We start from the raw sequence: 20,960 nt of genomic DNA, 5'->3' as shown, positions 1-20,960 counted from the left end.
GTTTCCAACATCCCCACAGTTACAACAACAATAATTATATTTTTGAATTAAATAAGTCTATAAAATACCAGTCCGAACTAAGGGAGGGTTACAGGGTGGAGTGCGCTATAAACTTTTCCGACGTAAACGAGTGCAGAACCAAATTGGCGCATTAAGTAAAATGTAAGGTATATCTTAAATATCAAAAGCTGTCAAAATGCAGCTTTTGATTAGCTCGTTAGCCCTAAAGGTGAAGACTAAAATGTCACTTATAATTAATTGGGCAGTTTTAGTTTAATAAAGCCCTATCCACACTTACTTTAGAATCCAGTAACTTGGCGTAATGCTACGTTGCTCTCATATTTTTATGATTAAGCATTTTACTTACACTTTCAACGGAGACACCGCTAAAGTTACAGATGTTACAAATATTACAAATGTATAACGGGCAATATGAAATGTCAACTCTTTGGTAATTACTCAAACAAACTGTCTCTTCATTCGTCAAAGAAAAAAATTGATTTGACTTTAATAAAACGACTGCTATAATATTTATTACAGCAGCTTTTTCGGCACCTTTGATAAGAATTACATTCTTACTTGTCTAAAATTGCAATGGTTTTAATTACCCCTCCAGAATGCGGATTAAATCATCATTCATATAGAATAACTCTTTACCATCTTTTATAGGACTTAATATTTTAGCATCAACCAATTCATTAAAGTATTTTGTTAGTGTTGTTCTGGATGTTATATTTAATTGATCACCGATGAATTTTGGTTTGATATATGGCTGACTGAAAATTAATTCATTTACCTCTTTATTATACCACTTTATTGAACCTTTGGCGTGTGCCAGCGTTGAATCCATTTGTGCAAGTATGCTGTTAATTAACTGGCTCGTTAATTGAGCTGTCTTTTCTACTGCATCCAGCATATATAGTATCCAAGGTTTCCACGAACCCCGTTGAGTAACAATACCTAAGTTATAATAGTAGTCGTCTTTATTAACGATAATATATTTAGACAGATAAAGTACAGGTTGATTTAGCAAACCCGCTTGTACAAGATATAATAGGTTTAAAATACGGCCCGTTCTTCCATTCCCGTCAGGAAAAGGATGTATGGCTTCAAATTGATAGTGAGCAAAACACATTTTTAGTAAAGGGTCTGTGGGATATTTTTGATCATCATTTAAGTAGGTCAACAAATTATCCATTAGTTTTTCCAATATACCAAGCTCCCTTGGTGGAGTATAAATTACTTCACCCGAACGAAATTCACTTTGACCACGCTGTATTATAGTTAATGATGCCGGCGATCTAAGCCCCGATGATGTATTTTTTATTTGCCTGAAAATTCCCAATATACTTTCTAAATCAATATGGCCTTCTTCCTGTATTAGCTGGTAGCCAGTCCATAGCGCTTCCCGGTAACGTAATACCTCTTTGGTTGCAATATTTGCTTTATCTTCTTGAACAGTATCTGAAATGGCTTTATATAAAGCATCCTCAGTTGTGAAAATATTTTCGATAGCGGTAGAGTCCTTGGCTTCTTGTAGAGCAATTGTATTCACCAACATTAATGGATTAGGCAGTCGCATTATGCTGCTATTTACGGCCGCTAATGCTCTTGATGCCGTTACCAATTTCTTTAAAATTTCAACGTCATTTTCGATTTCCGATTTTGGTGGCAATAACGGTAAATCATTAAATGGTTTGGTTCTGTCGTAAGTCATGATATGTCCATTTTTAACTAATTTTTGAACATGTTGCAAATAAACTGAATATTTTTGAACAAAAAAAGTATCATGTTCATTTTATGGCATAATATGAACGCATGGTTAATTTTAAAAAATGGACACCAAACGCCTACGTGTTCATATTTAAACATAAATTGGACATATAAATCAATGAAATTAGGTGTAAAACCACCCGATAAATGTTGGCTAAATTTTCGTTAATGATAATTTCAGACTAATCGAGAAATAGTTTTACTCATTAACAATGACTGGCTTAGTCTTGAAATCAATACAAGGCTGAAGTATCTCTTGCATTACCTATTACCAGCCCAATTTATCAATTATATCCATTTTTGCCAAACCTCATAACGATACGACTAAAAATAGGTTCTACGTTAAAAAAAAGCATTTCACTTAATAGTGGTGAATATGAAAATCCCATATTCACCACTTCCGCAAATATAGCCACCGCCGGGTAAAAAGTAAAGGCTATACAAGCGGGCAATTTTGTTTTGTTTTTTAACGGTTTGCCCGGCCTTGACATTTTACCCGGCTCCCGCTGTTTGTTGCTTAACAGTTGAATATGGGATAATTCGTTTATTGGAATCTCTTTTAGTAACAAAGTAGATAGAAATTGCCATATCTCTTTTTAATAGAGAATTTGGTTGATAATCTAATATTATGATTATCTGCCCGCCAATAGCCTTAAAAATTGTTAACATACGTCAATGTTTTGCAGCATTATTAAATCAAGAATTTGCAGATGCTTCAAGGGCGTTATAATGCATTGGATCTGTTTCTTTTATCAGCCGGATTACATCATCGCAAGCATGCTCAATGTCCGCTACGAACTCACTATGTTTATGTATTCTATCAAGGCTGTTAAAATGGCTGAAATAATGTAATAGCTTTAAAATTCTTTTGGAATGTCGTTTACCAAAGACTATTTCAGCACGTACATCAACCGTTTCGCTCGTTGGATACTTGGTTAAAGTGTACATTTCAACAAACCTTCTCATAATATTGGGCATAAGTAAAAGTTTACTTGACGCGCTTCTACTTGGTTCATTTGTGAATTTTAAAATTTCCGAGAATAAATAATGATATTCAGAAGCGAATGAACCATATACAGAAGGTAAGTTCTCAATGATTGATCGATCTAAACTCCTTGTAATAAAATATTTCGATTCTTTTTTATACTTATCAGTTGGTAATTCTTTGAGTAGCGTAAAAAACTCAAAGTTGTGTGTTGAAACAAATAATTGCCTGCAATTTAATTTCCACATAGACTGTTTAGAATTTGCGGGATCTGTGACTTTTTCGAAAAATAAATCTTTTAATAAAGAATTTATTTGAAATATATGATTACTGTCCAAACTGGATATAGGATCGTCTATATATACAATATAGTCTTTCAGTATACCTTTTTGCTCAAAACTTTTTAGGCTGACCAAGAAATGTGAAAAAGATATAGCCATTTTTTCACCCTCACTTAAATTCTGGGCAAAAATGCCATCACGCATCAAGTTGAACTTTTTTGTAGTGCTATTTAGCTCTATTTTGATATCATCCCGGCTTAAAAAACTTTGTACAAACGAATTGAACTGTACACACCCCTCAGCATCACTTTCTTTAGATGCGTTAAGTCGCTGTATTTCTGCTTCGTGCCTATCAAGTTGCGCATCTAACTTTTTAATATCTTCCAAGGCTTTCTCATATTTGGCCTCTTTAACAACATAATTTGATTGCTTTAAAAACAGGGCCACTAAATGATTTTTATACCTATCCCGTTCTATGGTTATCGTTTCCTCAAAATTATCAACGAATCATTGTTTTTTGAGATTAGGTCTTGTAATCGTTCAATGCTGTCCAACAACGGCTTAACAGCAGTTTCTTGAAAACCACCAACGATTTTACTATATATTTTCTCTGTCGATTTCTTTTTTAATGCAGCACCTATTTTATTAAGTATCGCATTGTACTTCATTGATTCCTTGATAATTGTAGCTTCTCTTTTTTGAAATTCCTCCTGAAAACCATCGTTAAAGTCATTTATACTGGATGGCATATTGAACTCATCAACCATGCTGATTTCAGTAGCAATCAACTTTAATACTTCAGTTATCTTTAATTTAAGTTGCGAGGATTCGTTTTCAAAATATCTGACCAGCTCTTTATATCGATTTTCACCGATTTCATTACCGCAAAAAAAACAATTATCATTTTTTGTATGGAGACCGATGCCTGTTTTAACCCATTCATAGGCACTTGTATTCTTGTCAAGGATTGCAATCACTTGTGACCTTGACGGAACTTTAAGCAGTGCCTCATTAGCTGCTTGTACTATTTGCTGAAATGTAGTTTGAAAAGAAACAGCTTCTATTGGAGGTTTAGGTTCTTCTACCTTTACAGTTTTGCTGATAGTCAAAAGTTCATCTTTGTTGATGATGATATGACTCTCTAAATCTGTTAAAACTTTATCTTTAATTTTTCTTAAGTGACTTTTGTTAAACTCAATTAAGCTTACAAAAGAATCGTTCTTTATTCGCCCGGCTTCCTGGGTGTATAAAGTTTCAAACCTGTTATATTCATCAATGGCGGCCTGAAATTTATCCTTTTTTCCTTTGACCGTTGAACTTCCATTGATTCCCTCGATCAATAAAGAAAGTTTTTCGATTTGAGCGGTTATTTTTGCATTGTCGCCAACTTCAAAAAATATAGCATTGATATGCTCATCATATTCCCAACGAAGATTTTCTTTAGCATACTCCGCATTGAATACCGCAACCTTGTAAGGAAATGACCCAAGACTGGATTGGTCAATAGAACCTTGGTCGCTTGTTAACTTAAATAACCCAGATGGAAAATCATGATGCAACGTTTGATCTCTTAGGCAACTGAATATTCTGGACAAGGTTGTTTTGCCTGAATAATTCCAACCGTAGAGGATGTTTTTTTCCTTGAAATCCTGCATTCCTGGACTTCCACTCCATGAATAGTTTTTAAAAATTCCAAAATTTGTAATAGAATCAATTCGTTGTATCATGATAGTGTAAGGTGGTTTAGGTTGAATTAAAAAGGAAGCTACTAATCAAAAAGATTTTTCACATTCCTCATGATATAGCTATTCAGTCCAGAGCCGCTCCTGGCGAGTATCTTCATTTGGTCAACATGACCTTTACCTGCTCTGCTATAACTATATGTATAGACTTTACCTGTGTTACTAAATCGTACGCTTACATAATCTGAACCTATTTCATAAGCTGAAATGCCAGAATCGCCTCCAGCGTTACCGTATGTTTCCATAATTTTTGATATTTATTTAAAAAATTTATTTCCAATCGTATTTGGTTTTATCACAACCACATCTTATTTTTTTCGCTACCGTATCATAGTTTTTCATAGCTACATCAGGTTTTTTACAGGCTATATCTTGGCAATGAAATATTTTTTCAAATTCAAGAATATCATCCCAAAACGCTTTTAAATCTCCCATCTTAGGTTTAAACGGATTGTCGTGGGAAAGCAGGTTGCCCAACAAGGAGGAATTAGCAAGGCGATCTATGACAGGTAATTTAGCTTTTAGTTCAGTACTACTCTTGTTGATCTTTGATTTAAGTTCATTAAGCATTTCATCGGGCATCCGCTTTTCGTTAATATCATTGAAGCGAAAACTCATTTTCACTTCCAGGTTCAAGCAGATTCCTTTTAAAATATGTTCAAGATATTTTCGGATCGGGTTTCCCAGAAAACCGATATTACCATTGGTAATACTTGTCTCAATGAGCTCTTTTAAGTCATTAGGCAGTTCATCCAGATGGGTTCCCTTTGCTTCCGTCCATTGAATATCATTGATCAGCCAACCTTTTTTCTTTGCTAATTGCCTGACATATTGAAACCATTCTTCCTCGTGGGTTAAAAGCACGATCTGATAATCCGAAAACTTCTCGAAGAGCAGATCGGCAAATCGTTTTCGATGACTCGTGTCAAAACTGGAAATAATATCATCCAGGATTAGAAATTTATTTTCCTTGTTAAACGCAACGACTGATGCCAGGAAAAATGAAATACCAAAACAGTTTAGGTGTGATTCACTAAAGTATTTTTGTGGCGGGGAAACCCACTCACCATTATACTTATATTGTATAGTAATTCCATTCAACTCATCATCTTCGCCAATCGTAACAATCTTGATTTCATCAAACAGTTCTCCGGGATTCATGAACTGATAAAATTCATTGATAGTGCCGGAAAAGGTATCAATAAAATTCTGCAAACCTTCTTTTTGTCTTTTTACGAACTCATTGTAGATAGCTTCTAAAGAGTTCTTTTGCAATTCAAGTTTAACCCTGTCTGCTTCAAAACGCTTAATTTTTAAAAAAGCGTCCTTTGCCGCCAAAATATTGGCATATAAAACTGTTGTGTTATCGCCTGCAATTGCGGCTTTAATTTTAGTAGCTCTACTGTCAAGCGCAGCTAGTTCCTTAAAATCAGAAGGTTTTAATTTTAATTCCGTGTTGATGCTAAGCTTGTTGCCTGATGTTACCTTTTCATTAGCCGCTTTCTGGTATAGTTCTAACTTTTGCTTAAAATCCGAAAATGCGGATTTGATGGTTGTATTAGTGGCATCATTAAATAAAGGGTCTGCGGCAATTGCCTCTACTCTTCGTAATCGTTCTGTTATTAATCCTGAAAAAGCTTGCTTTGCATTATCATAAGATGCTTTCTTTTTTGCGGATTCCTCTATCTCCTGAAGCCTGACTTTTATTTCTGCCTGTAGATCCGTGATACTTTTGGGTTGTAAACAAAGGGGGCACGATTCCTCTTTATGTATCTTTTTAGATAGCACATCGCTACCCGTCTTTAACAACTCGGCCAAAAATGTCTGCATGATACTTTGAACATCAGAGGCTATTTTATCAAATTCAACGAAATATTTAACGTACTCTGCGTCAATAAAATCCGTTTCCTTTTGAAAATTGCTAAGCGAATTATGACAGTTTTCTAAAAACCTTAATTCATTTACAAGTTTGGTACTTGCAGGTGTTTTAAGCTTTAATAAAACCTGGTCGATATCATCCATTGATGCCACAACTATCCCAAGGTTTAAGGAGTGAATAATCTCATTGATTTTCTCAAACAGGTTGTTTGGCTGGCTGACGGCAGCACCGATCTTTTCAATAAGTGTCTGCTTCTGAGTGTTGATCTGGGTTTCGAAATTTTGTGTTTTAATTTCTGACTTCAAAGAATTAAATGCCTTTTTTAACACTTCTTTAGCCTTGGTAACCTCAGAGAAACCAATAATATCCGACAGGTTTTTAAGCTTATCTCCTTTGGTCTGATCAATAAAATCCCTTAAAAACTGATAGCGTAGTATTAAGTTTTCTTTCTTCGAGCGATTCAGGTAATCTGTAAAATCTGTGGTAGTGTTCGAAAACTCGCTAATTAGCTTACCCTTTTTATCATAAAGTTTGCGTTCTGAATTTATAAGCGATTTAGTGAAGCCGATATTAATCGAAGAGGCTACATCCTTATCCAAATAAGCATTTCGCAAAGCATCTTTGAGGTCAATTTCACTGCTTGACAAATGAGAAACACTATCCGTATAATACCATTCTAAAGAATCTGATATACTGCTTTTCCCCGTGCCGTTATCTCCATACAATAGAATGGATTTTTCTCCTAAATTAAGCGTTAATTGGTCTTGTATGCCTCTTAAGCCAACAATTTCCAGTTTCTTGATCTTAATTGCCATTCCGTTCCCTTAGTTTTTGGAGTTCATTTTTTACATTGGCATCTGTAAGCTTGTCCTGTTGATATAAGGTCGCTAAAGATTGTGCAATCCCCTTGTCTACGTTTTCGATAGATTCTATTTCCTTAAAAAAATCATCCAATATTTCCTTTCCTGATTTTACTTGATTCTCCATAGCTTATTTAAAATAGTTCCAATCGATTTTAAAAGGTGCAGATTCTGCTTTGTCTAAAACCTCTGCGCCAGTTTTGTTATTACAGATAGGATATACTCCAAAATGCTCCACAAAATTTAATATAAAATAGCTCTCCAGGTCTTCTATTCTGAAAGACCAGTTATTCCGCAGCATTTCGAAATTGATATAGGTAAAATAGAGGGGTTCTATCTTTCGGTAATTAACTAAACCTATATTTTTTGATTTTCCGCCAAAGTGACCGAGTAATCTGCTACCAATACTATTGGTTTTACGCTCGCTCATTCCTATATATAGCAGCCTTGATGTGTCAAATGGATATTGTATAAATATGGATTTGCTAAAAATAAAATACAATCCAGCAATACCACTTAACGGATTAATATTTCCAGGATCAAATAATTTAGGTTCATCAAAATAGATGGTGATAGTCTGCATATACGTTTAGGGTATAACAAATATAATATTTTGTTAATGATATGACATTTTTTGTTAATCTATTAATAATTAATTTACAGATAGTACTAAATTATTAACACGAAAAATATGCCTTGGTACCCAGTGTAGTCAATAACAATAAATATAATCTTTGAAACTATTTTTAAAGACGATTTTTTTTTAACTTTTATATCAAAGATTTGCAGTTAGTAGTTTATTAAAAAGTGATGAGTAAGGAATTTTGCCATTATAAAACATTCAATATAGGGGCAATGCAAATTCTTCCTGCTTTTCTGCAAACCTAAAGCTGCATCCATGCAGCTTTAGGTCGATATACCAGCCCCGAATTAAAATATGTTCGAATATTAATATTAATCAATTGGCCAGTTTGAGTTTTAATAATTGCATATCCTCACTTACTTTAGAATCTAATATTTTAGCATAATGCTGTGTTGTCCTCATGTTTTTATGACCGAGCATTTTACTTACACTTTCTATAGATACGCCATTGGCTAAGGTTACGGAGGTTGCAAAGGTATGCCGTGCAATATGAAATGTCAACTCTTTGGTAATTCCGCAAACATCCGCTATCTCTTTTAAATAACTGTTCATCTTTTGGTTAGATAATACGGGTAGTACTTTATCCAGATCGGCACATTCAGGATGATGTTCATATTTCTGAATAATTTGCAAGGCTTGTGTTAAGAGCGGTATCCGGGATGCCGTATTGGTTTTTTGCCTAGTAGTGTAAATCCACTGTTGCCCATCTATGCCTTTAATAATTTCTGAGCGTTTAAGTTGCTTAACATCTATATAGGCCAGGCCTGTATAGCAACAGAAAATGAATATGTCTTTCACCTGCTCAATCCGCAAACTGCTGTATGACTTAGTAGCCATTGTTGCTAATTCTTCTTTGGTCAGGTAGTCCCTTGCCACTACCTTTACTTTGGGCTTATACTTGATAAACGGGTCTTTGTCGAGCCATCCGTTGTCAATGCACATCAGTATGATTTTTTTAAAGTTTTTCATGTACTTTACGGTAGAGTTATTAGCACACTTGCGCTCCGACCGTAAATAAAAATCGTAGGACATAATAAATTCATGGTTAATGCCTTCAATATTTATATCATCTACCTTGTATTTCCATTTAAGAAACGCCTGGGTATGCTTCAAGCTGGTTTCGTAACGGTCGGCTGTTCCTTGGGCATACTCTGTACCGATAAGCGCGGCAACCTGTCTGTTGTGCTCTTTAAAAATTGGTACCAGCATTTTGCAGGTTGCCACTTCTTCTTTTTTCAGCAAGGTATTTTTTAGATTGACTGCCGTTAAAGGTAGTTTCTTTTCAATTAGGTGTCGATGAATTTCGTAAACCTCATGTTCGAGGGTTTTTAGGTAGTTATTCAGCGAGCGTACTTCCTCACTGGTGCCATTTAGTTTCTGTCCGTTTGCATTCCATTTGTCGGGATTGACATAGCGTTTAGAGGAGATCTCAATGCGTTCTCCATCGACTGTAATCCGTAAATAAACAGGAGCGGTTCCATTTCCGGTCATTTTTGATCGCTTCACATAGAAGAGTAGTCCAAAAGTTTTGTTCATCGCTTAAAGCTTTAAAAGTTATAAAATTAGTTCCTTTTATGCCTGCTATCAAGATGTTTAATGACTGAACAGGCTCAATAACAGTAACTTATAAGCTTTCTGGTGACCTATCGGGCTTTTAACCCCTACAGGTCACCAATAGGTCACCAGAAGTATGCGATTATTTGGTTTTATTTGAATAGGCTATAAACAAAAAACGCCGTAAATGATTCATTTACAGCGTTTTTGATGTTCTTTAAAACATGCTTAGTGGAGCCGGAGGGATTCGAACCCTCGTCCAAACATGGTATAAGTAAAGCTTTCTACATGTTTAGCTGTTATTTAATTGTAGGGACTATGGAAGGTTAACCGCTTACCTGTACCTTAATCCTTAGGTGCTTTGTTTCGCTTGCTTTCCACACCTTAAAGCAGGCTATTTCCGTTTTTCGATGCCCCGGTTGCCGATCCAACAGAACAGAAAACCGGCGGGACAAAAGCTATGCTAATTCTAAATTAGGCAGCTAAGGCGTAGTTATTTTCGCCATTTGTAAGTTTGAGCGTTCAGTTTTAAGCGCTAATTCACACAACGCGCTACATGCTTACTTAGTTATCTCCATCCTGTCAATTCCGGTCGACCCCATTTTTTTTGAGTTTGCCCCCCGATAGCTATCGGGTTAGCTGTTTCCAGTTTGCAAATAATCAACCACAAATATACTGTTTTAGTTTTTACCGGATGGCAATTGAAATAAATATAGCGGTGTACAGCACCTAAGGCTAAATTATTATCTTTAGGCACCTAATAAAGTATTGATAATCAAATGGCTAAAACCGCAACTCAAAAAGAAGTAAAATTAAAAAAAGTTTTAGGCATTGTATTCGGTATCTCAATAGTTGTGGGCAGTACTATCGGTGCGGGTATTTTGCGCACCCCCGGCAGCATAGCCGCGCTTTTACCTAACAAAATACTTATACTTTGCTGCTGGCTTTTAACTGGCTTGTATATTTTATTGTGCGCAAGTTCCTACGCCGAACTAACTGCTATGGTGCCAAAAGCAGGTGGCTCATTCAATTATATAAAAAGGGCCTTTGGTACCTTTGCAGGCTTTGCCGCCGGTTGGTTCGATTTTATACTAAATGTGGGCGCCCCGGCTTTTTTCTGCATTGTATTAGGCGAATATACAGCGCTGATGTTTCCGCAATTAACGGGGCATGATAAAGCAGTGGGTATAGGTTATTTAACCGCATTTACCATGCTTAACCTACCCGGTATTAAAACAAGCAGTGTTACCCAAAAAGTCACAAGCATTTTAAAAGTCCTACTATTGTTGGTTTTGGTGGTGGGGTGTTTTTTAGCTAAACCCCTGCGGTCGCCAAGCCTGGTTACACAGCCCACCGTAATAAACGGAGCCTTAATAATTGCCTTTTTTAAAGCCATGCAGTTAATTTTAAGTACGTATGACGGTTGGATGGCAGTTTCATTTTTTGCAGAAGAAGATGAAAATCCCGGCAAAAATATACCCCGGTCTTATTTTATTGGCGGTATCACCATCATTATACTTTACCTGTTAATTAACGGAGCCATTTTGTATGTGCTTCCGCTTAGTTCAATAGCTAAATCGCCTTTGGCTGCTGCTGCCGCTGCCGCTGTTGCTTTTGGTAGCTGGGGTTCTGTCATCATCAATATAATAGCTATATTTTCGGTGGTTAGTATATTAAATGCTTACATGCTTATCCCTTCGCGCATACTTTTTGGCTTAAGCCGGGAAGGTTTTTTTATTAAGCAGGGCGCTACTCTAAATAAGGGCGGCTCCCCGTACGTTTCTTTATTGATCTGCTACGTATTAACGTTAGTTTTTATCCTGTACAATACTTACGAGCAAATTTTCTCTTTTTCGGCAGTAATGTTAACAGTTGTAACCGCTTGCTCTTTCGCATCATTGTTAATGCTGAGGAAAAAGGAGCCGGAACTTTATCGGCCATATAAAGTATGGGGATATCCTTACATGACTATTTTGGCGCTTACCGTTACTTTAGTATTGTTTGTGGGCTTTGCCATAAGCGATACCCGTAGTTTTATAATTGTCGGGGTGCTTTTTCTGTTATCATATCCATTTTATAGGTTGATAACCAAAGCAAGTGGTGTTGTGGTTAAAGATTAGTTTACGGTATTGATGGCCTGATAAAATCACTTATCCTACCACATATTTTATAACAGGTAGTTTGCTTAAAATATAAATTGACAGCCATGCTATCGCAAAGCAGGCCAAAGCAATAAGCGGGATGCTGATGACAGGATTAAGAAGGGTATAATTGATATCCATCAACTCAAAACAATTTAACACTAATGCATGGCTCAGGTAAATGCCGAGGGTGTACTTGCTTGCATTGTTCATCATTTTATCAATCGTTGGGTTAATTTTTACAACGGTGTGCTTCGCGATGAGGAAGGCGCTTGCGGACAATATTAAAACAAAAGGGCCTATCGGCTCATAAAAGAAAGTGGTAAGCCCTTTGCCCTCCAACTCATCATAATACGTGCCTGCGGCAATGATAGCCACAAAAACTACAAATATTACTACCACAATAAAAAGCAACCCACGAATACGGAATTGCTTATAAGCCAAATAATGCCCAAGCACCAGGTAGCCTATGTAGCCGCTAAAATTATGTAGATCAACAGCGGTATCAAACCTTGTAAAATAAGGTTTACTGACCAGCATTGTGATGAGCCAGATCACCAAAAAATATAGGATCTCTCTCTCAGTCGCGTGGCGCACAAAACTGCTTAGTATAGGGATAAACAGGTACAAACCAAACAACAGGTACACATACCAGAGGTGATAATAGCTGCCCATTTTAAAGTTGTGCAGTACCATGCGGATGTTAGCCCAGGCATCGTTTGTAAAATAAAATTCTTCGTTGTTCCAGCGGTAGGCGATGTAGATAAGGCTCCAGAATAGGAAAGGGATGATGAGCCTACCAATGCGTTTCTTTAGGAAATCGGTTAGCTTATACTTGCGATGGAGCAGCAGAGCACCCGTTATCATCACAAAAACCGGCACCGCAAACCGGACTATGGCGTTATATACATCCGCGGCCATCCACCAATTAAGCGGGCTATCCGCATACTTAAAAAGCAGGGGCGAGGCAGTATGTAGCACTATTACGGCGATCATAGCTATCAACCGCAGGTTATTTATCCAGCTGATGTTTTGTGTGCCGCTTTGCGATATGCTGTCGCTAAATTTCATTCGGTTTGCAGTTGTTGGTTTGCAGTTTGCCTGCTCAAAGTATGATTATTAAAACAAATTGCAAACCACTATCTGCCCGCTAAACCCGCCCCGGGTATTGCTTAAGGCCTTCGGCCAAACATTCCATGGCTTTATTAAGGTCGTCGTTATTTAATACGTAGGCCATACGCACCTCGTTAAGGCCTGCGCCTTTGGTGCTGTAAAAGCCGGTTGCAGGCGCCATCATCACCGTTTGGTTATTGTGGCTAAAGCTTTCCAGCATCCACTGGCAAAATTTATCCGAGTTATCTATAGGGAATTTTGCAACCACATAGAATGCGCCGCCCGGGTTAGGGCAATACACACCTTCAATTTTATTAAGGGCGGTAACCAGTGTATCGCGGCGTTTAGTGTATTCTTTGTTTACAGCGGTAAAGTATTCATCGGGGGTATCCACGGCTGCTTCACCGGCAATTTGCTCAACCATGCCTGCAGATAATCGCGCTTGCGCAAACTTTAATCCTGCTGCAAGTACAGCTTTGTTTTTGGTGATCAAACAACCTAAACGCGCGCCACATGCGCTGTAACGCTTGCTTACGGTATCCATCACAATTACGTTATCATCCAAACCACTCAGGTGCATGGGCGATATAAACTCGCGGCCGTCGTAGCAAAACTCACGGTAAGCTTCGTCGCTAAAAAGGTAGAGATCGTATTTTAAGGCAAGTTCTTTTAAAGCGTCAAGTTCTTCCTGAGAATACAAATAACCTGTAGGATTATTTGGGTTACAGATGATGATCGCCTTAGTTTTATCGGTGATCAGTTTCTCAAATTCACTTATCGGCGGCAGCGCGAAACCATTATCTATATATGATAAGATCGGTTTCACAACAATATCGCTTTGGTTAGCAAACCCGTTGTAGTTGGCGTAAAACGGCTCGGGGATAATTACCTCATCGCCGGGATCAAGGCAGGCCATCATACTAATTGTTATGGCTTCAGACCCGCCGGTGGTAACAATTATATTATCGGGTGTAATATTGTAACCCAGTTTGTTGTAGTACTCGGTAAGTTTTGTACGGTAGCTTAAGGTGCCTTCGGACGGGGTGTAGGCCCATACCTTAAAATCAATATTTTTTATCGCGTTCAGCATACCTTCCGGTGTTTCGATATCCGGCTGGCCAATGTTAAGGTGATACACCTTTTTATCTTCAAGCTTAGCTTTATCGGCAAAGGGCGTTAATTTACGAATAGGAGAGGCGGGCATGCGCAGCCCTTTTTCAGATATCTTTGGCATAGGCCAAAATTAGTAAAAAAATTAGCCCCCTCTAAATCTCCCCCGGGTGGGGAGACTTTGTAACAAAAAAAAGACACCGTTTTTACGGTGTCTTATATTTTTTGAATGTACTTTCTTTGTTAAAGGCCGGGGAGAGGCTTCTTATTTGCTGCTTACCGGTGCTTTTGCAACCACTTCGCCCACAATATTTAAATATTTTGTTGGGGTTTTAGCGTTTGATGTTACTACAATGGTTTTGTTAAAAGCAGATGCTACCGCTGCATTATAGGTGATTTTGATTGAACCTTTTGCGCCTGATAATACAGGTGTCTTAGTGTAATCTGCAATGGTACAACCACACGTAGGTTTTACATCGGTTAAAATAAGTGGCTCTTTACCAACGTTGGTAAATTCAAACACTGTGGTTACCGGGGTACCTTGTGCAATTTTACCAAAATCGTGTTTCTCTTCGTTAAATTTAAATTCGGCTTTCGTGTCGGCTTGGGCAGATGCATTAAAGGCAAAGCCTAAAACTACCGCGCATATCATTAATATTTTTTTCATGGTTACGTGTTTGACTATTACAAATATAAAAGGTTTAACCTAAATACAAAACTATTGTAAAAACTATATGTTTTACACTAACCAATACGAATAACAAAATAGAATTTCCTAATTTTACCGACTAAACAAAATTTTATATGCCCGAAACTGTATTGAACACAGGCAACACTACAAATGCTGCCGAACTCAGTTTTGACGATTTTAGAAAAATTGTAATCGATGATTACCGCGTTGGCTTCGAGAGCCGCCAGGCAAGTATTATTGGCAGGCGCGAGGTATTAACAGGTAAGGCCAAGTTTGGCATTTTTGGCGACGGCAAAGAAGTAGCCCAGTTGGCTATGGCCAAAGCTTTTAAAAAAGGCGACTGGCGCGCGGGCTACTACCGCGACCAAACTTTTATGTTTGCCACAGGCATGAGCAACTTGAAGGAGTTTTTTGCCCAGTTATACGCTAACCCCGATATTGAGAAAGACCCTGCATCTGCCGGAAGGCAAATGAACTGCCACTACGCTACACGCTATGTAGATGCTGACGGTAACTGGACAAACCAGGCCGAAACAATGAACTGCGCCGCAGATATATCTACCACAGGCGGCCACATGCCACGCCTTTTAGGTTTGGCTTATGCTTCAAAATTATACCGTCAAAATAAAGAACTTGAGTACCTTAAAAACTTTTCGGTAAACGGTAACGAGGTTGCTTTTGGTACCATAGGTAATGGTTCAACGTCCGAAGGTTTATTTTTTGAAACATTTAACGCGGCCGGTGTATTGCAGGTGCCTATGGCTATTTCTATTTGGGATGATGCCTACGCCATATCTGTACCTGCAAAACTGCAAACTACAAAAGAAGATATATCCGAAGTACTTAAAGGCTTCCAGCGGGATGCAAAAGGTAACGGGTACGAGATATTTAAAGTACGGGGATGGGACTATGTAGCGCTTTGCGAGACTTACGAGCGCGCCATTAAAATTTGCCGTGAAGAGCATGTGCCGGTGCTGATCCACGTGGTAGAAATGACCCAGCCGCAAGGCCACTCCACATCGGGCAGCCACGAGCGCTATAAATCTAAAGATCGTTTGGCCTGGGAAGATGAACATGATTCGCTCTTACAGATGCGTAAATGGATGATAGAAACAGCAATTGGCGCTGTCGAAGAGATTGATGAATTAGAAGCTGAAGCTAAAAAACACGTGCGTAACTGCCAGCGCGAAGCCTGGAGCGAGTTAGAGAACGAGATAAAGGCGGAAATGGCCGAGGCCGTTGACCTGATAGACAAAATTGCACAGCAATCTGCACGGCGAGATGATTTGCTTGGCATGGTATCTAACCTGCAAACTTGTGTTGATCCGGGTCGCCGTGATACCATTTCTTGCATCCGTAAGGTGTTACGCCTTACCGTTAAAGAAAACAGCGATGCCCGCCAAAACCTGGTGAACTATTTAGCTGCCGAAAAAGATAAAAATACAGAGCGTTTTAACTCAAAGCTATTTACCGATACCCCAAAATCGCCATTATATGTGCCTGTTATCGCACCAACGTACGATGATGATGCTAAGTTGATGGATGGCCGGGAGGTATTAAACGCTTGTTTTGATGCCAACTTTGAGCGCGATAAATCTATTGTAGCTTTTGGTGAAGATGTTGGTGCAATAGGCGATGTAAACCAGGGCTTTGCCGGCTTACAATCTAAATACACCGATTTGCGTATTACCGATACGGGCATCCGCGAAGCAACCATTATTGGGCAGGGGATGGGTTTAGCCATGCGTGGTTTAAGGCCAATTGCCGAGATCCAATACCTGGATTACTTGTTATATTCCATCACTGTTTTAAGTGATGACCTTGCAAGCCTTAGCTACCGTACCCGCGGCGGGCAGCGTGCACCACTTATTGTGCGTACACGTGGGCACCGTTTAGAGGGTATTTGGCACTCAGGTTCGCCACTTGGTTTTATACTGAATGCATTGCGGGGCATGCACATTTGCGTTCCGCGCGATATGACCCAGGCTGCCGGTATGTACAATACCCTGCTGCGCGGCGATGAGCCTGCACTTGTTATTGAGTGCCTTAACGGTTACCGCTTAAAAGAGAAATTACCTGCCAACGTTGGCGAGTTTACCGTGCCATTAGGCAAGGCAGAGATATTGAGGGAAGGCACGGATGTAACCGTTGTAAGCTATGGCTCAACCCTGCGTATTGTAATGGAAGCAGCTGAGGAATTGAACAAGATGGGCATCAACATAGAAGTGATAGACCCGCAAACACTTTATCCGTTCGACACGGAAAATCTTTGCGGCAGATCATTACAAAAAACTAATAAGCTTTTAGTGGTCGATGAAGACCTGCCGGGAGGTGGTTCTGCATTTATCCTGCAAAAGATCATCGAACAACAAAACGGCTATTACTCGCTTGATGCACGGCCCAAAACCCTTTGCGGAGCCGAGCACAGGCCACCATATGGCTCTGATGGCGACTATTTCAGCAAGCCATCTAATGATGATGTGGTAGAAGCTGTTTATAAAATGATGAACGAAGTAAACCCGGGTAAATACCCGGCGATATTTTAAGGGTTTAAGTAGTCAATGATCAATAAAATCTTCGTTGTTTTCTTTCTTAATATATTCCCTTTGCTATGTTTTAGCCAACAAGCAATGTTCATGTTGGAAAGAAAACCATTAAATGTTATTGACTCTTTAGAATCAAAATCGGGAGGGGTGGAATTTAAGTATAACTACCAGATAAGGATTGCAAAGATTATTTGCCGGGTGTAGATAGTTTAACTTTGGCTAACCCAAGGATATATAAACACAATTTTATTCCTTTTAACGAAGCTGTTAGCTATTTTTTTTCATTACCTGATAGCACATTACGATTAGTTGAATATAATTGGGAGGGCAGTATAGAAAAGAAAGAAGAACTCGGTAGGTTGTTTAATGCCAATAAAGAATTAATATCAACACAAATTCAAGATCAGTATCCGCAATTTAAAGAGACTGACAATGGCGGAGATAATTGGAAAGGCATTACCGATAATTGGGAAACAGATAAATGTTATATTAAACAATTTATAATTCTTGGTTCCGGTACTTACCGTGTTCGATTAATTATAATTTGGAAATAAGTAGAATACTACATTCGAAATACTCCAGTAAAAGGGGTATTACATCTAATTATGTAACCCGCTTTTCCCCTGCAAACCTATTAATTAGCATCGCGGCAGCCGTATCACCTGTGGCGTTCAGCAGCGTGGCTACGGGGTCAATTAACGTACCGATGATAATGGCTGGTGGCAGGGCTTCGGGCGGGAAACCGTAAGCCGAAATAAACAGTAGCTCACCAATGTAGCCGCCGTTAGGAATTCCGCCTTCAACAATACTCACTAAAACCGTCATGCCCAGGGCCAGGATGATCACTTCTGCGCTATCAAAGCCCCTGCCGAACATGGCAAATACCACTGACATTTTCAGGATTGAAGAAATGCTGGAACCATCCTTATGCAAAGTGCCTAAAAGCGGAATGGTAATCCCCGCAATGGCATCTGTAATTCCCATTTTTTTAGCAGCATCTAAATTGGCAGGTATGGTGGCGATACTGCTGCAGGTACCAACCGCGGTAGCGGATGGAATAATGTTGTTTCCCCAGTACCGTTTAATGCCCTTTATACCACCTGCAATGAAAGCGTAAAGGCTGTAAAACACGGCGTAGTAAAACAAGCTCACCCCGTAACCAATACCCAGCACATGTGCGTAAGTGCCAAACAACGATGGGCCAAATACAGCAACCTGGTAAGCAAAATAAGCGCCCAAGCCAACTGGACCGGCTTTCATGATAATGCCGAATACCTGCTTAAAAACTTCGTTACCTGCGTTTAAAAATTCAACAAATGGTTTCCCTTTTTCGGCTGCGCTGCGTGCGCCGAAACCAACCAGCAGGGCAAAGATGATCATGGCCAGCATATTCTTACGCGATAGCAGGTTAAAAAATTCGCTGGTGGTAAACAGCTGGGTTATCTGGTCGCCGGATAGGTTTTTGCCTGTTGCAACAGGCGTAGCGCCCGCCGCCGAAAACGATGTTTGCCCTATCGGGAAAAGCCATAAGGCAATAATGGTAAGTAGCGCCGCCATGATGATAGTGCCCAAAAACACTGCCGACATCACACCCATGATACGCCCCAGTTTTTGCGAACCCTGTAAATTGGCAATAGCCGAAGAAATTGCAAAAAACACCAAAGGTATCACGGCAACAAAAAGCAGGTTCAGGAATATATCGCCAATGGGTTTTAGCACTTCGGCCCGTTCGCCCAGTACAATACCGGCTATGCTGCCTGCAATTATGCCGGCTATCAGCCATATCATCCCGCTATAATTTTTTATCCACTTACTCATTTATTCGCCTGTTGTTTTGATACCAACTAATGGCTTTGAAAGATAAATAATATCCCTCTTAAAATATTTATTCATGTAACTTATTTCTCTATTTTTGCGGATGCCTAAAACAGGCTGTTATATTTTAAACTATGGATACTACATTTTCAGCAATCGCAAATAACATTAAGGCCCGCCGTACCATCAAGCCGTCAACCATGAATGGTAACAAGATCCCGAACGGCCACATAGCTTCTATACTTGAACTTGCCGACTGGGCACCTAACCACGGTAACACCGAGCCTTGGCGCTTCATCGTATTTGAAGACCCTAAAGTTTACTGCGAACAACATGCCGAATTGTACAAAGCTGCCAACCCGGGCGAAAGCTTTAACCCAACGGTTTACACTAACTTTCAAAACCAAGCCAACACAGCATCGCACGTTATAGTAGCTTACCAAAAACGTGGCGACTTGCCAAAGATCCCGCAGTTTGAAGAAGTTATAGCAGCATCTTGCGCGGTACAAAATCTTTTATTAGGTGCAACAGCACTAAATATCGGTGCTTTTTGGAGCACCGGCGGTATGGTATTGAAGCCAGCTTATGCCGAGCATTTTGGTTTAGGTGCCGAAGATAGCGTACTTGGTGTATTGTTTATGGGCTATACAGATGTACAGCCCGAAGGCAAAAGAAAAACACCTATCGAAGAAAAGATCACCTGGAATAAATAATAAGGGACTCACCCTGCCCTCTCTAAAGGAGAGGGTTTATATTTACCGCTCAAGTGTTCTTCTTTGAAGATGATTAAGTAAGGTTTTCGTTAACTTTTAAGTATGAATATTTCTTAAAAGTGGATGATTAGACTGCTGTGACAATGTTTGCCGCTTTATTTCGTATATTTGAATTAACAATATCAACTAATAATATATCATTGGTTGATTTGCAACCAGATTAAATTAAACGATTAAACACAATATTTATGAGAAAACACTTGTGGTGGATCATTGGCGCTTTATTGTTATTTTCTATAACGGTTATCAGTTGGAAACCGACTAGCGCGATCAAAAAAGACAAAATTACAGCCAAAACTCTTGGTGCTAAAGAATATTTTGCACAGTATGTGGCTAATATTTATACATCGGCCAACCTGCAACAAACAGGTATGGATGTGGCTGTGTTTCAAAAAGCTATTACAGGTTATTTAAACCTTAAACTAGCTAATAAATTGGCCCCAAACAGCAACATCATTACCGTTGTCGATTTTAATAAATCGAGCCGCGAGAAACGTATGTGGGTCATTGATGTGCTGAATAAGACATTGGTGTTAAACACATGGGTTGCCCACGGGCAGGGTAGTGGTGATGATATGGCCAGCCGTTTTTCAAATAATAATGAGTCGCATCAAAGCAGCCTTGGTTTTTATTTGGCAAGCGAAGTTTATTTTGGCAAGCACGGCCGCTCGTTAAAATTGGATGGTTTAGATGAAGGAGTTAACAGCGCTGCACGTGCACGTGGTATTGTTATCCACGCTGCAGATTATGTATGCCAGAATACCATTAACCAAATTGGGCGTTTAGGGCGTAGTTTTGGTTGCCCGGCCGTATCTCCGGAGGTGTCTGACCAGGTTATCAATACTATAAAAGGTGGCTCGATGTTGTATATTAATGGTAATACCAGCAATTACACATCTAAATTATTAGATGAAACTGCACCGGCTAATTCTATAAACGTGCCTGATACAACAGGGGCGACTACGATAGCTAAGCTTTAAACAAATTAATCAGTTATAAAAAAGCCCGTCAGCAGTAATGCTGACGGGCTTTTTTATTTTAAATTTTAGATGAC

At 39.0% G+C, this 20,960-nt stretch carries 16 protein-coding genes, 1 other RNA gene and 1 pseudogene; 5 read left to right on the top strand and 13 right to left on the bottom strand.

Annotation, left to right across the window (positions count from 1 at the left end):
- Positions 1-604: 604 nt before the first annotated feature.
- The 9 genes and pseudogenes from ABIB39_RS22535 to ssrA form a co-directional block, all read right to left on the bottom strand.
- On the bottom strand, positions 605-1,717 hold the full coding sequence (locus tag ABIB39_RS22535) for a Fic family protein (protein WP_354432454.1): 1,113 nt from the start codon (positions 1,715-1,717) through the stop codon (positions 605-607).
- 548 nt (positions 1,718-2,265) lie between these two features.
- Positions 2,266-2,442, bottom strand: a complete 177-nt coding sequence (locus tag ABIB39_RS22530) for a hypothetical protein (protein ID WP_354432453.1) — start codon at positions 2,440-2,442, stop codon at positions 2,266-2,268.
- 27 nt (positions 2,443-2,469) lie between these two features.
- A pseudogene (locus ABIB39_RS22525) lies at positions 2,470-4,694 on the bottom strand (AAA family ATPase).
- Positions 4,695-4,807: 113 nt separating this feature from the next.
- Positions 4,808-5,026, bottom strand: coding sequence for a hypothetical protein (locus tag ABIB39_RS22520; RefSeq protein WP_354432452.1), 219 nt, complete (start codon positions 5,024-5,026; stop codon positions 4,808-4,810).
- 25 nt (positions 5,027-5,051) lie between these two features.
- Positions 5,052-7,475 carry an AAA family ATPase gene (locus ABIB39_RS22515; RefSeq protein ID WP_354432451.1) on the bottom strand — a complete coding sequence of 808 codons (2,424 nt, stop codon included), beginning with the start codon at positions 7,473-7,475 and terminating at the stop codon, positions 5,052-5,054.
- Positions 7,465-7,647 carry a hypothetical protein gene (locus tag ABIB39_RS22510; RefSeq protein ID WP_354432450.1) on the bottom strand — a complete coding sequence of 61 codons (183 nt, stop codon included), beginning with the start codon at positions 7,645-7,647 and terminating at the stop codon, positions 7,465-7,467. Before ABIB39_RS22510 ends, ABIB39_RS22515 begins: the two co-directional genes overlap by 11 nt.
- 3 nt (positions 7,648-7,650) lie before the next feature.
- Positions 7,651-8,103, bottom strand: coding sequence for a hypothetical protein (locus ABIB39_RS22505; protein ID WP_354432449.1), 453 nt, complete (start codon positions 8,101-8,103; stop codon positions 7,651-7,653).
- A gap of 375 nt (positions 8,104-8,478) precedes the next feature.
- The gene (locus ABIB39_RS22500) at positions 8,479-9,699 is read right to left on the bottom strand and encodes a site-specific integrase (RefSeq protein ID WP_354432448.1); all 1,221 of its coding nucleotides are present in this window, start codon (positions 9,697-9,699) and stop codon (positions 8,479-8,481) included.
- A 247-nt stretch (positions 9,700-9,946) separates the two neighbouring features.
- Positions 9,947-10,317, bottom strand: a transfer-messenger RNA (tmRNA) gene (gene ssrA, locus ABIB39_RS22495).
- 179 nt (positions 10,318-10,496) lie between these two features.
- On the opposite strand from ssrA, the gene ABIB39_RS22490 reads away from it, so the two are divergent.
- Positions 10,497-11,837 carry an APC family permease gene (locus ABIB39_RS22490; protein WP_354432447.1) on the top strand — a complete coding sequence of 447 codons (1,341 nt, stop codon included), beginning with the start codon at positions 10,497-10,499 and terminating at the stop codon, positions 11,835-11,837.
- 30 nt (positions 11,838-11,867) lie between these two features.
- Here the strand turns inward: ABIB39_RS22490 and ABIB39_RS22485 are convergent, their stop codons facing one another.
- The 3 genes from ABIB39_RS22485 to ABIB39_RS22475 form a co-directional block, all read right to left on the bottom strand.
- Complete coding sequence (locus ABIB39_RS22485) at positions 11,868-12,929, bottom strand: acyltransferase (RefSeq protein ID WP_354432446.1); 1,062 nt, start codon at positions 12,927-12,929, stop codon at positions 11,868-11,870.
- 79 nt (positions 12,930-13,008) lie between these two features.
- A complete protein-coding gene (locus ABIB39_RS22480; protein WP_354432445.1) occupies positions 13,009-14,205 on the bottom strand; it encodes a pyridoxal phosphate-dependent aminotransferase in 1,197 nt (398 codons plus the stop codon).
- Positions 14,206-14,346: 141 nt separating this feature from the next.
- A complete protein-coding gene (locus ABIB39_RS22475; protein WP_354432444.1) occupies positions 14,347-14,748 on the bottom strand; it encodes a DUF1573 domain-containing protein in 402 nt (133 codons plus the stop codon).
- 137 nt (positions 14,749-14,885) lie between these two features.
- On the opposite strand from ABIB39_RS22475, the gene ABIB39_RS22470 reads away from it, so the two are divergent.
- Both ABIB39_RS22470 and ABIB39_RS22465 read left to right on the top strand, forming a co-directional pair.
- On the top strand, positions 14,886-17,318 hold the full coding sequence (locus ABIB39_RS22470) for an alpha-ketoacid dehydrogenase subunit alpha/beta (protein WP_354432443.1): 2,433 nt from the start codon (positions 14,886-14,888) through the stop codon (positions 17,316-17,318).
- 215 nt (positions 17,319-17,533) lie between these two features.
- On the top strand, positions 17,534-17,872 hold the full coding sequence (locus ABIB39_RS22465) for a hypothetical protein (protein WP_354432442.1): 339 nt from the start codon (positions 17,534-17,536) through the stop codon (positions 17,870-17,872).
- A gap of 49 nt (positions 17,873-17,921) precedes the next feature.
- On the opposite strand, the gene ABIB39_RS22460 is transcribed toward ABIB39_RS22465, so the two are convergent.
- Complete coding sequence (locus ABIB39_RS22460; protein ID WP_354432441.1) at positions 17,922-19,136, bottom strand: dicarboxylate/amino acid:cation symporter; 1,215 nt, start codon at positions 19,134-19,136, stop codon at positions 17,922-17,924.
- A 131-nt stretch (positions 19,137-19,267) separates the two neighbouring features.
- Between ABIB39_RS22460 and ABIB39_RS22455 the strand changes: the two genes are divergently transcribed.
- Together ABIB39_RS22455 and ABIB39_RS22450 are read left to right on the top strand one after the other, a co-directional pair.
- A complete protein-coding gene (locus ABIB39_RS22455) occupies positions 19,268-19,846 on the top strand; it encodes a nitroreductase family protein (RefSeq protein WP_354432440.1) in 579 nt (192 codons plus the stop codon).
- A gap of 248 nt (positions 19,847-20,094) precedes the next feature.
- On the top strand, positions 20,095-20,886 hold the full coding sequence (locus tag ABIB39_RS22450; RefSeq protein WP_354432439.1) for a murein L,D-transpeptidase catalytic domain family protein: 792 nt from the start codon (positions 20,095-20,097) through the stop codon (positions 20,884-20,886).
- The last annotated feature ends 74 nt before the right edge of the window (positions 20,887-20,960 follow it).

It is taken from the genome of Mucilaginibacter sp. UYP27 (assembly GCF_040547175.1).
Taxonomy (GTDB): Bacteria; Bacteroidota; Bacteroidia; order Sphingobacteriales; family Sphingobacteriaceae; genus Mucilaginibacter.
This window is presented reverse-complemented; position numbering and strand designations above follow the sequence as displayed.

Excerpts from the sequence above, each read along its gene's own strand:
- ABIB39_RS22535 (WP_354432454.1), bottom strand. The coding sequence starts at position 1,717 with ATGACTTACGACAGAACCAAACCATTTAATGATTTACCGTTATTGCCA.
- ABIB39_RS22530 (WP_354432453.1), bottom strand. The coding sequence starts at position 2,442 with ATGTTAACAATTTTTAAGGCTATTGGCGGGCAGATAATCATAATATTA.
- ABIB39_RS22520 (WP_354432452.1), bottom strand. The coding sequence starts at position 5,026 with ATGGAAACATACGGTAACGCTGGAGGCGATTCTGGCATTTCAGCTTAT.
- ABIB39_RS22515 (WP_354432451.1), bottom strand. The coding sequence starts at position 7,475 with ATGGCAATTAAGATCAAGAAACTGGAAATTGTTGGCTTAAGAGGCATA.
- ABIB39_RS22510 (WP_354432450.1), bottom strand. The coding sequence starts at position 7,647 with ATGGAGAATCAAGTAAAATCAGGAAAGGAAATATTGGATGATTTTTTT.
- ABIB39_RS22505 (WP_354432449.1), bottom strand. The coding sequence starts at position 8,103 with ATGCAGACTATCACCATCTATTTTGATGAACCTAAATTATTTGATCCT.
- ABIB39_RS22500 (WP_354432448.1), bottom strand. The coding sequence starts at position 9,699 with ATGAACAAAACTTTTGGACTACTCTTCTATGTGAAGCGATCAAAAATG.
- ABIB39_RS22490 (WP_354432447.1), top strand. The coding sequence starts at position 10,497 with ATGGCTAAAACCGCAACTCAAAAAGAAGTAAAATTAAAAAAAGTTTTA.
- ABIB39_RS22485 (WP_354432446.1), bottom strand. The coding sequence starts at position 12,929 with ATGAAATTTAGCGACAGCATATCGCAAAGCGGCACACAAAACATCAGC.
- ABIB39_RS22480 (WP_354432445.1), bottom strand. The coding sequence starts at position 14,205 with ATGCCAAAGATATCTGAAAAAGGGCTGCGCATGCCCGCCTCTCCTATT.
- ABIB39_RS22475 (WP_354432444.1), bottom strand. The coding sequence starts at position 14,748 with ATGAAAAAAATATTAATGATATGCGCGGTAGTTTTAGGCTTTGCCTTT.
- ABIB39_RS22470 (WP_354432443.1), top strand. The coding sequence starts at position 14,886 with ATGCCCGAAACTGTATTGAACACAGGCAACACTACAAATGCTGCCGAA.
- ABIB39_RS22460 (WP_354432441.1), bottom strand. The coding sequence starts at position 19,136 with ATGAGTAAGTGGATAAAAAATTATAGCGGGATGATATGGCTGATAGCC.
- ABIB39_RS22455 (WP_354432440.1), top strand. The coding sequence starts at position 19,268 with ATGGATACTACATTTTCAGCAATCGCAAATAACATTAAGGCCCGCCGT.
- ABIB39_RS22450 (WP_354432439.1), top strand. The coding sequence starts at position 20,095 with ATGAGAAAACACTTGTGGTGGATCATTGGCGCTTTATTGTTATTTTCT.